The 13,686-nt window shown below is 68.0% G+C and carries 11 protein-coding genes and 3 riboswitches; of the genes, 8 read left to right on the top strand and 3 right to left on the bottom strand.

Annotation, left to right across the window (positions count from 1 at the left end):
- Positions 1-204 precede the first annotated feature (204 nt).
- Positions 205-1,353, bottom strand: coding sequence for a glycine cleavage system aminomethyltransferase GcvT (gcvT, locus tag OVA06_RS15895; RefSeq protein WP_268159617.1), 1,149 nt, complete (start codon positions 1,351-1,353; stop codon positions 205-207).
- 9 nt (positions 1,354-1,362) lie between these two features.
- On the bottom strand, positions 1,363-4,215 hold the full coding sequence (gcvP, locus tag OVA06_RS15890) for an aminomethyl-transferring glycine dehydrogenase (protein ID WP_268159615.1): 2,853 nt from the start codon (positions 4,213-4,215) through the stop codon (positions 1,363-1,365).
- A 156-nt stretch (positions 4,216-4,371) separates the two neighbouring features.
- Positions 4,372-4,470: riboswitch (glycine riboswitch) on the bottom strand.
- A gap of 260 nt (positions 4,471-4,730) precedes the next feature.
- Positions 4,731-4,829: riboswitch (glycine riboswitch) on the top strand.
- Positions 4,830-4,924: riboswitch (glycine riboswitch) on the top strand.
- A gap of 50 nt (positions 4,925-4,974) precedes the next feature.
- On the opposite strand from gcvP, the gene cycA reads away from it, so the two are divergent.
- The 3 genes from cycA (at position 4,975) to OVA06_RS15875 (ending at position 8,279) form a co-directional block, all read left to right on the top strand.
- Positions 4,975-6,519 carry a D-serine/D-alanine/glycine transporter gene (cycA, locus tag OVA06_RS15885; RefSeq protein WP_268159613.1) on the top strand — a complete coding sequence of 515 codons (1,545 nt, stop codon included), beginning with the start codon at positions 4,975-4,977 and terminating at the stop codon, positions 6,517-6,519.
- A 220-nt stretch (positions 6,520-6,739) separates the two neighbouring features.
- The gene (locus OVA06_RS15880) at positions 6,740-7,546 is read left to right on the top strand and encodes a hypothetical protein (RefSeq protein ID WP_268159611.1); all 807 of its coding nucleotides are present in this window, start codon (positions 6,740-6,742) and stop codon (positions 7,544-7,546) included.
- Entirely contained in the window at positions 7,530-8,279 is a 750-nt protein-coding gene (locus OVA06_RS15875; RefSeq protein ID WP_268159609.1) for a LamB/YcsF family protein, read from the top strand. Before OVA06_RS15880 ends, OVA06_RS15875 begins: the two co-directional genes overlap by 17 nt.
- Before the next feature lie 64 nt (positions 8,280-8,343).
- Here the strand turns inward: OVA06_RS15875 and OVA06_RS15870 are convergent, their stop codons facing one another.
- Complete coding sequence (locus tag OVA06_RS15870) at positions 8,344-9,693, bottom strand: DUF445 domain-containing protein (protein ID WP_268159607.1); 1,350 nt, start codon at positions 9,691-9,693, stop codon at positions 8,344-8,346.
- A gap of 49 nt (positions 9,694-9,742) precedes the next feature.
- Between OVA06_RS15870 and OVA06_RS15865 the strand changes: the two genes are divergently transcribed.
- The 5 genes from OVA06_RS15865 to OVA06_RS15845 all read left to right on the top strand — a co-directional run bounded on the left by OVA06_RS15865 (position 9,743) and on the right by OVA06_RS15845 (position 13,660).
- Positions 9,743-10,699 carry a glycerophosphodiester phosphodiesterase gene (locus OVA06_RS15865; RefSeq protein WP_268159605.1) on the top strand — a complete coding sequence of 319 codons (957 nt, stop codon included), beginning with the start codon at positions 9,743-9,745 and terminating at the stop codon, positions 10,697-10,699.
- A gap of 2 nt (positions 10,700-10,701) precedes the next feature.
- The gene (locus tag OVA06_RS15860; protein WP_268159603.1) at positions 10,702-12,048 is read left to right on the top strand and encodes a CoA transferase; all 1,347 of its coding nucleotides are present in this window, start codon (positions 10,702-10,704) and stop codon (positions 12,046-12,048) included.
- 90 nt (positions 12,049-12,138) lie between these two features.
- Positions 12,139-12,606, top strand: a complete 468-nt coding sequence (locus OVA06_RS15855; RefSeq protein WP_056080048.1) for a DoxX family protein — start codon at positions 12,139-12,141, stop codon at positions 12,604-12,606.
- Positions 12,603-13,352, top strand: coding sequence for an AzlC family ABC transporter permease (locus OVA06_RS15850; RefSeq protein ID WP_268159601.1), 750 nt, complete (start codon positions 12,603-12,605; stop codon positions 13,350-13,352). Before OVA06_RS15855 ends, OVA06_RS15850 begins: the two co-directional genes overlap by 4 nt.
- On the top strand, positions 13,349-13,660 hold the full coding sequence (locus OVA06_RS15845) for an AzlD domain-containing protein (protein ID WP_261621117.1): 312 nt from the start codon (positions 13,349-13,351) through the stop codon (positions 13,658-13,660). The genes OVA06_RS15850 and OVA06_RS15845 overlap by 4 nt, the downstream gene beginning before the upstream one ends.
- The last annotated feature ends 26 nt before the right edge of the window (positions 13,661-13,686 follow it).

The following is a 13,686-nucleotide window of genomic DNA, read 5'->3' as shown; positions in this document are numbered from 1 at the left end:
TGAGCGGACGTGACGCTTCCTTAGACGCACGTTTCCGAATGCCCCGCCACCTCCAAGGGCGGGCTGGCCGCGGTTTCCGAAAGCGTGCGTCAGAGCGACGAAGTGGGCCCACGCCGTCCGGGTTCCCTGGCCGAGCTTGCGAGGCTAGGGGGACGGGGGGTGCAGCACGCGTGGAAACTGGGGCTTGTCCGTCCCGGAGTGGGGCTACTTTTGGCGTTTGTAGAAGGGGAGTGCCACTACTTCGAAGCGTTCCGGCTTGCCGCGGAGGTCCACGTCGACGAGGGTGCCGGCTTCGGCGAACTCGACGTCGACGTAGGCCAGTGCCACCGGGTAGCCGAGGGTGGGGGAGGGCTGGCCGGAGGTAACTTCGCCGATGAGGGAACCGTCCTTGAGGACCGGGTAGTGGCCGCGGGCGGCGCGGCGCCCGGTGCCCTTGAGGCCCACGAGCTTCTGGCCCACGGTGGATCCGACGCCGGCGGCCTTGATGGCTGCCAGGGCCTCCTTGCCCACGAAGTTGCTTTCCTTTGCCAGGGACACGACCGGTCCCAGCCCGGCGGCGTAGGCGTTGACGCGGCGGGAGAGTTCGTTGCCGTAGAGGGGCATGCCGGCTTCGAGGCGGAGCGAGTCGCGGGCCGCGAGGCCTGCCGGGATGAGACCGGAACCTTCGCCGGCCGCGAGCAGGGACTCCCACAGGGCGGCTGCCTCCAGGTTGCCGGTATAGATCTCGAACCCGTCCTCGCCGGTGTAGCCGGTGCGGGCCACCAGCAGGTCCCGGACGGCGCCGTTGACCGTGATGCCCACCTCGACGGCGGCGTAGTACTTCAGCTCCGTGACCAGGGAGTGCTGGCTGGCCGGGACGAGCGCCAGCAGGATGGCCTCGGCGGCGGGACCCTGGACGGCGATCAGGGAAGTCTCGGCCGAAGCGTCCTGCACGGTGACGTCGAAGCCGGCGGCGCGTTCCTGCAGGGCCGCGGCCACTACCTTGGCGTTGCCTGCGTTGGGGACCACCAGGTACTTGGCTGTTCCGTCCGCAGCCGCGGGGAGGCGGTACGTGATCAGGTCATCGATGATGCCGCCGTCGGTGTCGCAGATCAGCGAGTACTTGGCCTTGCCCACCGCGATGGCTGACAGCTTGCCTGCCAGGGCGTAGTCCAGGAACGCTGCGGCGTCCGGGCCGGTGACCCAGACTTCACCCATGTGGGAGAGGTCAAACAGCCCGGCGGCGTTGCGCACGGCGTGGTGTTCGGCGAGTTCGGAATCGTACTTGAGGGGCATCTGCCAGCCGCCGAAGTCGGTGAAGGAGGCGCCGGCCTTCTTGTGCTGCTCGTAGAGAGCGGTGTAGTTCTCAGTCATGGGAAGTCCTTAGTTCTCGAAGTCGGAAAGCGGCGGGCAGGAGCAGACCAGGTTGCGGTCGCCGGCTGCGCCGTCGATGCGTCCCACTGGCGGGAAGTACTTGTCCTGCCGCAGGGAAGCGACGGGGAACGCGGCCTGCTCGCGCGGGTAGGCGCGGTCCCAGTCGGAGCTGACGACGGCGGACGCCGTGTGCGGTGCGTTGCGCACCGGCGATGCCTCCAGGGAGAACTCGCCGGCTGCTACCTGCTCGATCTCGGCGTGGATGGTGATCATGGCGTCGATGAAGCGGTCGATCTCGGCGAGGTCCTCGGACTCGGTGGGCTCCACCATCAGGGTCCCGGCCACCGGGAAGGCCAGGGTGGGGGCGTGGAAGCCGAAGTCGATCAGGCGCTTGGCCACGTCCTCGGCCGTGACGCCGGTGCGGGCGGTGAGTTCGCGCAGGTCCAGGATGCACTCGTGCGCCACGAGCCCGCCCTCACCCGTGTAGAGCACCGGGTAGAACTCGTTCAACCGGGCAGCAACATAGTTCGCTGCCAGCAGCGCGGACTTAGTGGCCTCGGTCAGTCCCGTACCGCCCATCAGCTTCACGTACGCCCAGGAGATCGGCAGCACACCGGCAGAGCCGAACCGGGACGCGGAAATCGCCACGCCGTGGCCCTCCTCATGCGCGGCTTTATTCGCATCGCCGGGCATAAACGGGGCCAGGTGCGCTTTCGCCGCGACCGGGCCGACGCCGGGCCCGCCGCCGCCGTGCGGGATGCAGAACGTCTTGTGGAGGTTCAGGTGGGACACGTCGCCGCCGAACTTGCCCGGCTGCGCCAGGCCCACGAGGGCGTTGAGGTTCGCGCCGTCCACGTACACCTGGCCGCCGGCGGCGTGGACCGCGTCGCAGACTTCGGTGACGTCGCCGTCGTAGACGCCGTGGGTGGAGGGGTAGGTGATCATGATGCAGGACAGGGCGTCCCGGTTCGCCTCGATCTTGGCGGACAGGTCGGCGTGGTTGATGGTGCCGTCCGGGGCGGTGGCGACAACAACCACCTTCATGCCGGCCAGCACGGCGGAGGCGGCGTTGGTGCCGTGCGCCGAGGCGGGGATCAGGCACACGGTGCGCTGCTGATCACCCCGGGAGTGGTGGTAGCCCCGGATCGCCAGAAGGCCGGCGAGTTCGCCCTGGGAACCGGCGTTGGGCTGGATGGACACCTGGTCGTACCCGGTGATCTCGGTCAGGTCAGCCTCGAGCCCGGTGATCAGCTCACGCCAGCCCTCGGTCTGGGAATCCGGAGCGAACGGGTGGATGGAGGCGAACTCCGGCCAGGAAATCGCTTCCATCTCGGCGGTGGCATTCAGCTTCATGGTGCAGGAACCCAGCGGGATCATGGTCCGGTCCAGGGCCAGGTCCCGGTCGGACAGGCGGCGGATGTAACGCAACAGCTGCGTTTCTGACCGGTGCGTGTTGAACACCGGGTGCTCCAGGTATCCGGAGGTGCGCAGCACGGAGTCGGGCAGCTCGAAACCCTGGGCGTCGCCTACCGGGCCGGCACCAAAGGCGACGGCCACTGCGGACAGCGTTGCCGCCGTCGTGGTTTCATCGATGGAAACGCCCACCGTGTCCGCGTCGACGAAGCGGAGGTTGATGCCGCGCGCCTCGGCGGCGTTGATGACCTTGGCGGCCTTGCCCGGCACGCGCACGGTGAGGGTGTCGAAGAAGGAGTCGGTGACCAGTTCGCGGCCCATGGCGGTGAGGGCCGTGGCCAGGATCCTGGCGTTGTGGTGGGCGGTTTCTGCGATGGCCTTCAGTCCGTCCGGGCCGTGGTAGACGGCGTAGAAGGAGGACACGATGGCCAGCAGCGCCTGGGCGGTGCAGATGTTGGACGTGGCCTTCTCACGGCGGATGTGCTGCTCGCGGGTCTGCAGGGCCAGGCGGTAGGCGGGAGCGCCCGCGTTGTCCTTGGAGACACCCACGATCCTGCCGGGGAGGGTGCGTTCCATGCCCTTCTGCACAGCCATGTAAGCGGCATGCGGGCCGCCGAAGAACAGCGGCACGCCGAAACGCTGGGTGGAGCCGACGGCGATGTCCGCACCCTGCTCGCCCGGAGGAGTGATCAGCGTCAGCGCGAGCAGGTCAGCGGCCACTGTGACCAGCGCACCGCGCTCCTTGGCCTCGGCGATAACGGCGCTCTGGTCCCACACCCGGCCGGACACGCCCGGCTGCTGGAGCACGATGCCGTTGATGGCACCTTCAGGCAGGCCTGCGGAGAGGTCAGCAACCTCCACCTCGAAGCCGAGCGCTTCGGCGCGGCCCAGCACGATGGCGATGGTCTGCGGGAGGCAGTCGGCATCAAGGACGGTCTTGCCGTCCTTGGCGTCCTTATTTTTGTTCGCCCGGCGCATCAGCAGCACAGCCTCGGCCACGGCAGTGGCTTCATCGAGGAGTGACGCGTTGGCCACCGGGAGGGCGGTGAGGTCCTGAACCATGGTCTGGAAGTTCAGCAGCGCCTCCAGCCGGCCCTGGGAGATCTCGGGCTGGTACGGCGTGTAGGCGGTGTACCAGGCCGGCGCCTCAAGGATGTTGCGGCGGATCACGGCCGGGGTGATGGTGTCGTAGTAGCCCTGGCCGATCATCTGCACGGCGGTCTTGTTCTTGCCCGCCAGCCGGCGCAGCTCGGTCAGGACCTCAACCTCGCTGAGGGCGTCCTGCAGCTTCAATGCCGTTTCCTGGCGGATCGATGCCGGAACAGCCACGTCCACCAGGCCGTCAACGCTGTCGTAGCCCACAGCCTTCAGCATGGTGTCGACGTCAGCCTGCCGGCGCGCACCGATATGGCGGTCAACGAACGAAGTTGGAAGGGATTGAATCGTCATGAGGAACTCCAGGTCTGGCCGGCCAGGGTGGCACGGCATGGGATGGGTTCCTCCCCGCTCTGTATTGGACCTGAGAGATTCCGCGGAACCCTGCGTGGCGGGTTCGCTTGCACCGTCGGTGAACCTGGCCGGAGCCGGGTTACTTTCCAGAGTTGCCTCGCCGTGACGGTACGGGGGCCTGAGAGATTCCTGGGGAGGATTTGCTCCTACGGCGCCTGCCCGGTGGTGCCGGGAGGACTCTCCCGTCACAGCTCGAAAGGCTATTCAACTGTGGGTGATTCGCCTCACACCGTACAGGTTGGTTGAAAGGAAAACAAATCCGACTGTCACGCGATGGGCGGCAGCGGCTTTGTTGCGGCGGCGGAAAAAGGGGGTTTGACATCCGATCGTGACCCGCACCACACTGGGTCCGGTGATCAGCACCGTGTCCGGCTGGCTCAGCTCATCGGAGCAGCCCGGGCCAACGTTGCCCCGGAAGGGTGCGGCCGCTGAGCATACCTAATTGAACATGCCTTCGACCTGCGGCGGGAGAGTCCTGCCGGGTACATTTAGCAGGCGCCGTAGGAGCAAACCCTCCCCAGGAAACTCTCAGGCCCATGTACCGCCGCGGACAGGCAACTCTGGAAAGCAGCCGGACCTGTTCCGGCTCACCGGCGGTGCAAGCGGCTTGGGCTGCGGAAACTCTCAGGTTCACTACAGAGCGGGGAGGAACCCAACTTCTGCGGCACCCAAAATGCCGCTTTATCGATGGAGTTCCCCATGGCGATTCATCCCCCCACGTCCAACGGCGAGCCACCCCGCAACAACCCTCCTGCGGGCAGCGCCGCCCGCAGCGAGCCTCCCCACCTGGAGCGGCAGCTCACCAACAGGCACATCCAGCTCATAGCAATCGGCGGTGCCATCGGCACCGGCCTCTTCATGGGCTCCGGCAAGACCATCTCCGCGGCCGGCCCGTCCGTGATCTTCGTGTACATGATCATCGGGTTCATGCTCTTCTTCGTCATGCGAGCCATGGGCGAACTGCTCCTGAGCAACCTGAACTACAAATCCTTCAGCGACTTCGCAGCCGACCTCCTGGGGCCGTGGGCGGGGTTCTTCACCGGCTGGACCTACTGGTTCTGCTGGGTGATCACCGGCATCGCAGACGTCATCGCCATCGCCGGCTACTCCAAGGAACTCTGGCCCGGACTGCCGCTCTGGATCCCCGGGCTTGCCACCGTGGCCATCCTGCTGCTGCTGAACCTCGCCACGGTCAAGGCCTTCGGCGAGACCGAATTCTGGTTCGCCCTCATCAAGATCATTGCCATCGCGGCGCTGATCATTGTGGGCCTTTTCATGATCTTCACCGGCTTCCAGAGCGACGCCGGAACCGCGAGCTTCACGAACCTCTGGAGCCACGGCGGCTTCTTCCCCAATGAGTTCATGGGCTTCGTGGCCGGCTTCCAGATCGCCGTGTTCGCCTTCGTCGGCATCGAACTGGTGGGCACCACCGCAGCCGAGGCCAAGAACCCGGAGCGGACGCTGCCCAAGGCCATCAATGCCATCCCCGTTCGCGTACTGCTCTTCTACGTGGGCGCCCTGATCATCCTCATGGCCGTCACCCCGTGGACCCAGTTCGCGGCCGGGCACAGCCCCTTCATCGGCATGTTCTCGCTCGCCGGGCTGGGCGCTGCAGCCACCGTGGTCAACCTGGTGGTCCTCACCTCTGCCATGTCCTCGGCCAACTCCGGCATCTACTCCACCTCGCGCATGGTGTTCGGTCTCGCGCAGGAGGGTGACGCCCCGGGCATCTTCAGCCGGCTGTCCTCGAGGAAGGTGCCCAGCAACGCGCTGTTCCTCTCCTGCGTACTGCTGCTCTCCGGCGTCGTGCTCATGTACGCCGGCCAGGACGTTGGCAAGGCCTTCGAGATGGTGACCACCGTCTCCGCCGTCTGCTTCATCTTCGTCTGGTCGGTCATCCTGGCCAGCTACATTGCCTTCCGCAAGCGCCGCCCGCACCTGCACGAGGCGTCGAAGTTCAAGATGCCTGGCGGCATCCCCGTTGTGTGGGTGGTTTACGCGTTCTTCGCGTTCGTCCTCTGGGCCCTGACCACCCAGCCGGACACGCTTGCAGCGCTGCTGGTGACCCCCATCTGGTTCCTCGTGCTTGGCGTTGCGTGGGCCATCCTCCGCCGCCGGCCCGCCCACCTTGCCCGCTTCGAGGTCTTCCGCGCAGAGCTGCGCGCCGACGAACAAGCGGCGGCCGGCGGGCAGGACCGCGAAAGGTCCGCCCAGGAGGAAGCATCCAGGGGCTCCCGCTCCTAGGCTTCTTCGCAAATCCAGGCCATCAGGTTGCGGATAAGCGAATAAGCTCCTGACTGCAACGCTGCGGCGGGACCCACACCGGGTCCCGCCGCAGTGCTGTCTGCAGCAGGAGGGTGCAGGGGCGCCGGCGTCAAAGTTCAGCATGCTTAGTGTTTCTGCATCTAGGATGGGAGAAGCACGGCAGCCACCCGCTGCAGCTCGACGTGAAACGAAGGTGACCATGGCTAAGCGCAGCAACCCAGCAGTACGGATCGCCCAGGAAACTGCCCACAACGCAGTCTTTGACAAGGACGGCAAGCCCAAGCCCGGCGTCCACAACATGCTCCTGAAAGCCGTGGAGATCCAGCGCCCGCTGGTGCTGGCCTACATCCGCCGGCTGCAGAAGAAGCACCCCCGTGCCACGGCAGCCCAGCTGGCCGGCTTCCTTGAGCGCGACTACCTCCGCGCCGTCACCGGCGGCGGCGCAATCGTGGGGGCCACCGCCGTCGTGCCCGGTGTGGGGACCGTCGCGTCGCTGGGACTCTCGGCAGCCGCCACGGTGGGCTTCCTTGAGGCAACCGCCCTGTACGCAACCTCCCTCGCGGAGCTCCACGGCATCCGCCTGACCAACCCGGAGAAGGCCAGCACCATGGTCATGGCCATCATGCTGGGAGAGGAAGGCACCGCCCTGCTGGGCACCCTCAGCGGACAAATGGCCGGCAACGGCGCTGGAGCCACCAAGCAGTGGGGCAGCGTGCTCTCCAAGTCGATGCCGATGCCGGGCTTCAGCACCATCCGCAACCGCATCCAGAAGGCCTTCCTCAGGAACCTCCTCAAACGCCAGGGAACTGCGCTCCTGGGCCGGGCACTGCCGTTCGGGATCGGCGCCGTGGTGGGCGGAGCCGGTAACCTCGTGATGGGCCGTGCGGTGGTGGCCAACGCCAAGGAGGCGTTTGGACCCATGCCGGACAGCCTGCCCGGTGAGCTCACGGCAGCCGGGACCACGGAAAACCAGCTGGAAGGCAACACTTTTGGATCTCAACGCTGACCTCGGCGAATCATTCGGCTCGTGGACCATGGGCGATGACGCCCGGATGTTCCAGCTGGTCACCAGCGCCAACGTGGCCTGCGGCTTCCATGCCGGAGATCCCGTCACCATGCTGGACAGCTGCCGCGCGGCCTACGAACTGGACGTCACCGTCGGCGCGCACGTTGGCTACCGGGACCTGGCGGGCTTCGGCCGGCGGTCCCTGGACACGAGTTTTGATGAGCTCTTCGGCGACGTTCTGTACCAGCTGGGCGCGCTCGACGGCGTGGCCCACGCCGTAGGTGCGTCGGTGGACTACGTGAAGCCGCACGGGGCGCTCTACAACCGTTTGGTGCACGACGCTGAGCAGGCCTCCGCCGTGGTGGCGGCCGTCAACGCCTACGACCCCGGGCTCCCGATCCTGGGCCTCCCGGGTTCCGAGCTGCTCAAGCAGGCACAGGAAGCCGGGCACCCGGTGTTCGTCGAAGCCTTCGTGGACCGCGCCTACCGGGCTGACGGAACGCTGGTGCCGCGGTCCGAGGAGGGCGCCGTGCTGCACGACGTCGACGCGATCGTTGAGCGGGCCGTCCGGCTGGCCACCAGGGGCGAAGTCGTGGCCACCGACGGCACCGTGGTCCAGGTCCGGCCCGATTCCCTGTGCATCCACGGAGACACCCCGGGTGCCGTGGACATGGCAGCCGGTGTCCGGGCGGGCCTGGAAGCCGCCGGCGTCAGCCTGGAGTCCTTCGCCTGATTCTGCACCTCCCGGCGCCTCCTGGCGCCTGACCCAGGGCCGGGTGCACACCGGTGGCCGGCGGTCAGCCGAAGATCAGGTGCGCCACCGTGAAGATCAGCAGCCCGGCCAGCGATCCCACCACGGTGCCGTTGATCCGGATGAACTGCAGGTCCTTGCCCACCTGGAGTTCGATCTTCTGGGAGGTCTCTTCCGCATCCCAGCGCGCCACAGTATCCGTGATGACCCCGGCAATATCTGACCGGTACGTCTTGACCAGGTAGCCGGCGGCGTCGCCGATCCACGTATTGACCTTGCCGGCGAGTTCGGGATCGTTGACCAACCGCGAACCGAAGTCGCGGACCGCGGCCTTGAACTTGACGGTCAGTTCGCTGTCCGGATCGTCCACGGCTCCGAGCAGGGCGTTCTTGACGGTGCCCCACGTCCGCGAGGCCAACTCCCGGACCTCGGGATCGCCCAGGACCTGGGCCTTGACGTCCTCGGCGCGCGCAATCATCTTGGGGTCGTGCTGCAGGTCCTGCGCCAGGTCGTTGAGGTATTTGTCGATCTGTTGCCGCACCTGGTGGTTGGGGTCGGACTGCACGGCACGGGCGAATTTCAGGATTTCAACGTAGACCTTGTCGCCCACCAGGCCATCGACGAACTGGGGTACCCAGGTGGGGGAGCGGTCGGAAACCAGCCGCGAGACAGTCTCGTGGTTCTCGTCCACCCAGTCGGCGGCGCGGTCCACCAGCAGGTCCACCAGGGTGTGGTGGTGCCCATCGTGGAAGATCCGCTCCGCGAGCCTGCCCACCGGCGGTCCCCAGGGCGGGGTCAGCAGGTGCTTGCGGACCATGCCCTCGATGACCGCCTGGACGTCGTCGTCGTTCAGGACCGTGAAGGCGCCCCGGATGACCGCCGCACCTTCCTTGGCCACCCGGTCCGCGCCGCCTGGCGCGGCGAGCCATTCGCCGGCGCGGCGGGCGATGTTCACGCTGGCCAGCTTGTCCTGGACCACCTGCTCGGAGAGGAAGTTGGTCTCAACGAACTCGCCCAGGGACGCGCCGATCTGGTCCTTTCGGCGCGGAATGATGGCGGTGTGCGGAATCTTGATGCCCATGGGGTACTTGAACAGCGCGGTGACGGCGAACCAGTCAGCCAGCGCACCCACCATGCCGCCTTCCGCGGCGGCGCGTACGTACTGCAGCCACGGATATTCCTCCTGCAGCGCAAACGCGAACACGAAAACCACGGCCATGGCGATGAGCAGGCCCAGGGCCAGCATCTTCATCTTCCGCAGCGCTGCCGCCTTTTCGGCGTCTCCCGCGCTGAGTTGATGGCCGACGACGGCGGGCCGCGGTTTCGCGCCTTCCGGCACCGGAGGAGCGGTGCGGGGAGGGGATTCCCGGGCAGTTGGCTCAGAGTTCACCTGCATGTGCCAAGCCTAGCCCCGCTGACCGGGCCGGGTCGGCTACCGTGTCTCCATGACACCTGACGAGCTCACGCCTGACGGGACCACACCTGAGGGGACCATAGCTGACGAAACCGTTCCGGACCGGCTGGCGCAGCGGCCGCTGGTTTTCGCCCACCGCGGCTCGAGCGGCGCCTTCGCCGAACACACCCGCGCCGCCTACCTGCAGGCGCTGGCGGACGGCGCTGACGGCGTGGAGTGCGACGTCCATCTGACCCGTGACCAGCATGTCGTCCTGCTGCATGATGCCAACCTGGACCGCACCTCGGACGGCACCGGCCCGGTGGCCGAGCGGACCCTCCGCGAACTGCGGCAGCTGGACTTCTCCTCCTGGAAGGGCGCCCGTATCCCGGAAACCTACGGCGCCCGGTCCGAGCAGCTCCTCACGCTCCCGGAACTCCTGGACGTCCTCCGCGGCGCGGGCCGGCCGGTGAAGCTGGCCATCGAGCTCAAACACCCCAGCCCCTACCAGCTCAAACTCGAGGACCGCGTGCTGGAGGTCCTGCGCAGCGAAGGCTGGGATCCCGGAAGCTCCACGGTGGACAACGTGGCGGTGACCTTCATGAGCTTCAGCCCGGATTCGGTCCGGCACCTGCTGCAATCCGTGTCCGCGCAGTACATCTGCCAACTGGTGGACGACCTCACGGTCCATGAAATCCGCGGCGGCCTGGGCCTTGGCCTGATCACCGGCGGAGCAGTCGCCAACCTCATGAAGGCCACCCAGCTGGAGGGCGAACGTATCCTTGACGCCGGCCTGGTGGGGCTTGCGGGACCGGGCATCGACTACGTCCGTGAACGCCCGGACACCATTCGGCAGTGGCTCAAGGCCGGAAGGCGATTCCGGGTGTGGACCGTGGATTCGGCGGACGACGTGGCGCTGTGCCGGGAGCTGGGGATCCAGGAGGTCACCACGAACGTCCCGGCCCGGGTGCTCTCGCAACTGCAGGCGGCACCCCCGCGCGGACGGTAGCCGTGGCGGGGGCGGATGCAGAGGGCCTGCGCACCTGGTGGGGCGGCCCGCTGGACGTAGAAGGCCTCGCCCTGGCTGCGGTGGGTGCTGCGGGCGCCGCGTTGGACCGGTACACGGGTGCGGCCGGCAGGTACACGGCCAGCCCGGAACTGACCGCCGCCGCATTCGACTCCTCGGGGCACCTGAGGATCGCCGGCCGCCCCTTGCAGGGATTTGCTCCGCTCTCGGGTTTCCGCCCTACCCGGGACGGCTGGATCCGGCTGCATGCCAACTACCCACACCACCGGCAACGCCTCCTGCAGGCCCTGGATGCCATGACGGCGGAGGAAGCCGAAGCCGCTCTGCGCAGCAGGGATTCCCTCGACGCCGAGTCCGCCATCCAGGCGCGGGGTGCAGTGGCAGCCGCCGTCCGGACCCGGGCCGAGTGGCAGGCCTCGGACATGGGCCGGGCAGCAGCCGCCGGGCCGTGGATCGTCCTTGACCCGCAGGTTCAGGACGGCCCGGCTGCTGGCGCTGCCACGCAGGGCAGCGGCCGCCAGGACATCCCGCAGCCCGGCGGCAATCCGCGCCGGCCGCTGGCGGGAGTGCGCGTCCTGGACCTCACCCGCGTGATCGCGGGCCCGGTGTCCACGCGGCTCATGGCGGCCCTGGGAGCCGACGTACTCCGCATCGACCCGCCGGTGCTGCCCGAACTTTCCGACCAGTTCGTGGACACCGCCTTCGGCAAACGCAGCGCCGTGGCCGACCTCGGCCTGCCCGAAACCCGCGCCGCGCTGGAACGCCTGGTTGCCGTGGCCGACGTCGTGATCACCGGCTACCGCAGCGGCTCCCTGGACCGCTTCGGCCTCGACGCGGCGTCGCTGCTGTCCACCCGGCCGGACCTCGTGGTGGTCACACTGAACAGCTGGGGGACGGACGGGCCATGGAGCAGGCTGCGCGGCTTCGACAGCATCGTCCAGGCCGCCAGCGGGATCGCCCACCTGTACGGAATGACGGACGACGCCGGATGGCGGCCGGGTGCCCTGCCGGTCCAGGCCCTGGACCATGCAACAGGGTACGGGGCGGCAGCCGCGGCGGTTACCCTCCTCACCCGGCGGCGGGAAAGCGGCGCTGGCGGATCGGCGCGCCTGTCACTCGCCCGGACCGCGGAGGAGCTTTTCGGGCTTCCACCTAACCCGCGCAGACTGCAGGCCCTGCCAGCGCCGGGATACCGCACCCTGGCCAGCTCCTACGGCGAGCTGCGGTACGTCCGGCCTCCGCTGCTGGTGGAGGGGCAGCCGCTGGACTACCCCGGCCCGCCACCGCCCTACGGCAGCTCCGCCATGGAATGGGTGCCGCGCGGGGACTGAGCATACGCGTGCCGCCGCAACACGGGAGCCCCACAACGAGGGGACGCACGCTGGTTTCTGCCGCTGCCCGCGCTGTGATTGAGTGGAGCCATGCCTTTCCCCAGCTCCGGCCGGGCTGCACGAAACCTGTCCGCTGCTGCGATGAGCGCCCTGCTCCTGGCCAGCGCCGGCAAGCACTTCCGAAGCCCCGGCTTCTACCGCCAGGTGGTTCCCGACTACCTCTGCCGTGAAGACCCCGCACCCGGCACCGTGCCCACCGGCGCCAACGGCCCATTCGCTGTTCTCTCACGTGAGGAATGGATCGCCGCGTCCGGCCTGATCGAGGCCGCGGCCGCCGTCGGGATCCTCATTCCAGCAACCCGAAAGGTCACCGCCACTGCCGTGGCCGCGATGTTCACGGCGTTCCTCGCCGGCCACGCTGACGCGCTCCGGCGGGCCTACAGCCCGGAAGGGACGCCGCTCCAGCGGCGGATCCACACGGCGCGCCTGCCGCTGCAGGCACCCCTCATCGCCTGGGCCTGGAGCCTCCGCAACACTGGCCCGGACGGCCGGCGGTGAAGCTGGCGGCGTCCCCCGCCGTGCGGGTGGGGATCTCCATCAGTATCGCCACCGGTCTTTATGGCGTGTCCTTCGGTGCCCTGTCCGTCACCTCCGGCCTGGATTTCTGGCAGACCATGGCACTGAGCCTGCTGCTGTTCAGCGGCGGCTCACAGTTCGCGTTCATCGGCGTGGTGGGCGGCGGCGGTTCCGGCATTGCCGCCATGAGTGCGGCCACCCTGCTGGGCATGCGCAACGGGATCTACGGGATGCAACTCAATGCCCTCTTACGGCCCGAAGGGTGGCGCAAATACGTCGGCGCCCAGCTGACCATCGACGAATCCACGGCCACGAGTACCGGCCAGGCTGATCCTGCCGAGCAGCGCCGAGGCTTTTGGGCGGCGGGCATTGGCATCTACGTGCTCTGGAACCTCTTCACCGCCGTAGGCGCGCTGGCTGGCAGCGGACTCGGCGACCCCAAGCAATGGGGGCTCGACGGCGCCGCGGTGGCCGCCTTCCTGGCGTTGCTCTGGCCACGCCTGAAGGGCCGCGAGCCGGTGGCCATCGCCGTCGTCTGCGCCGGGGCCACCGTGCTGGCCGTGCCGTTCGTTCCCGCGGGGGTGCCCATCCTGGTGGCCGCGCTGGTGGCGGCCCTGATCGGCTGGTTCAGCCACGGCCGCAGCGATGAGGGCCTCGAACCTGATGTGGAACCGTACGGCGGCCACCACCGGCAGGGGCACGGCGACGCTGCGGAGGCCGGCCAATGAATCTCTGGTTCTGGATCCTCGTGTCCTGCGTGCTGGCCTACGCCTGGAAGCTGGTGGGCTACTTCGTCCCCGCCCGGTTCCTGGAAAACCCCCGCATGTCCCGGATCGCCGGCACCATGACCATCGGACTGCTCGCCTCCCTGACCGTGGTGAACGCCGCGGCCACCGGGCAGGCGCTCGCCGCGGATGCCCGGCTGGGAGCGCTGGCGGCGGCAGCCATCGCCTTGGCGCTGCGTGCGCCCTTCCTGCTGGTAGTCATTGTTGGCGCCGGTACCGCCGCCTTACTCAGGATGGCCGGCTGGAACTGACGTGATCTGGCTCACAGGAAGTGGGC

The sequence above is a fragment of the Pseudarthrobacter sp. SL88 genome, from assembly GCF_026672455.1.
In the GTDB taxonomy this organism is placed as follows: domain Bacteria; phylum Actinomycetota; class Actinomycetes; order Actinomycetales; family Micrococcaceae; genus Arthrobacter.
The sequence above is the reverse complement of the archived record's forward strand: the minus strand, read 5'-3'. Positions and strand labels throughout refer to the sequence as shown.

Excerpts from the sequence above, each read along its gene's own strand:
- cycA (WP_268159613.1), top strand. The coding sequence starts at position 4,975 with ATGGCGATTCATCCCCCCACGTCCAACGGCGAGCCACCCCGCAACAAC.
- gcvT (WP_268159617.1), bottom strand. The coding sequence starts at position 1,353 with ATGACTGAGAACTACACCGCTCTCTACGAGCAGCACAAGAAGGCCGGC.
- OVA06_RS15855 (WP_056080048.1), top strand. The coding sequence starts at position 12,139 with ATGCCTTTCCCCAGCTCCGGCCGGGCTGCACGAAACCTGTCCGCTGCT.
- OVA06_RS15870 (WP_268159607.1), bottom strand. The coding sequence starts at position 9,693 with ATGCAGGTGAACTCTGAGCCAACTGCCCGGGAATCCCCTCCCCGCACC.
- OVA06_RS15845 (WP_261621117.1), top strand. The coding sequence starts at position 13,349 with ATGAATCTCTGGTTCTGGATCCTCGTGTCCTGCGTGCTGGCCTACGCC.
- OVA06_RS15865 (WP_268159605.1), top strand. The coding sequence starts at position 9,743 with ATGACACCTGACGAGCTCACGCCTGACGGGACCACACCTGAGGGGACC.
- gcvP (WP_268159615.1), bottom strand. The coding sequence starts at position 4,215 with ATGACGATTCAATCCCTTCCAACTTCGTTCGTTGACCGCCATATCGGT.
- OVA06_RS15880 (WP_268159611.1), top strand. The coding sequence starts at position 6,740 with ATGGCTAAGCGCAGCAACCCAGCAGTACGGATCGCCCAGGAAACTGCC.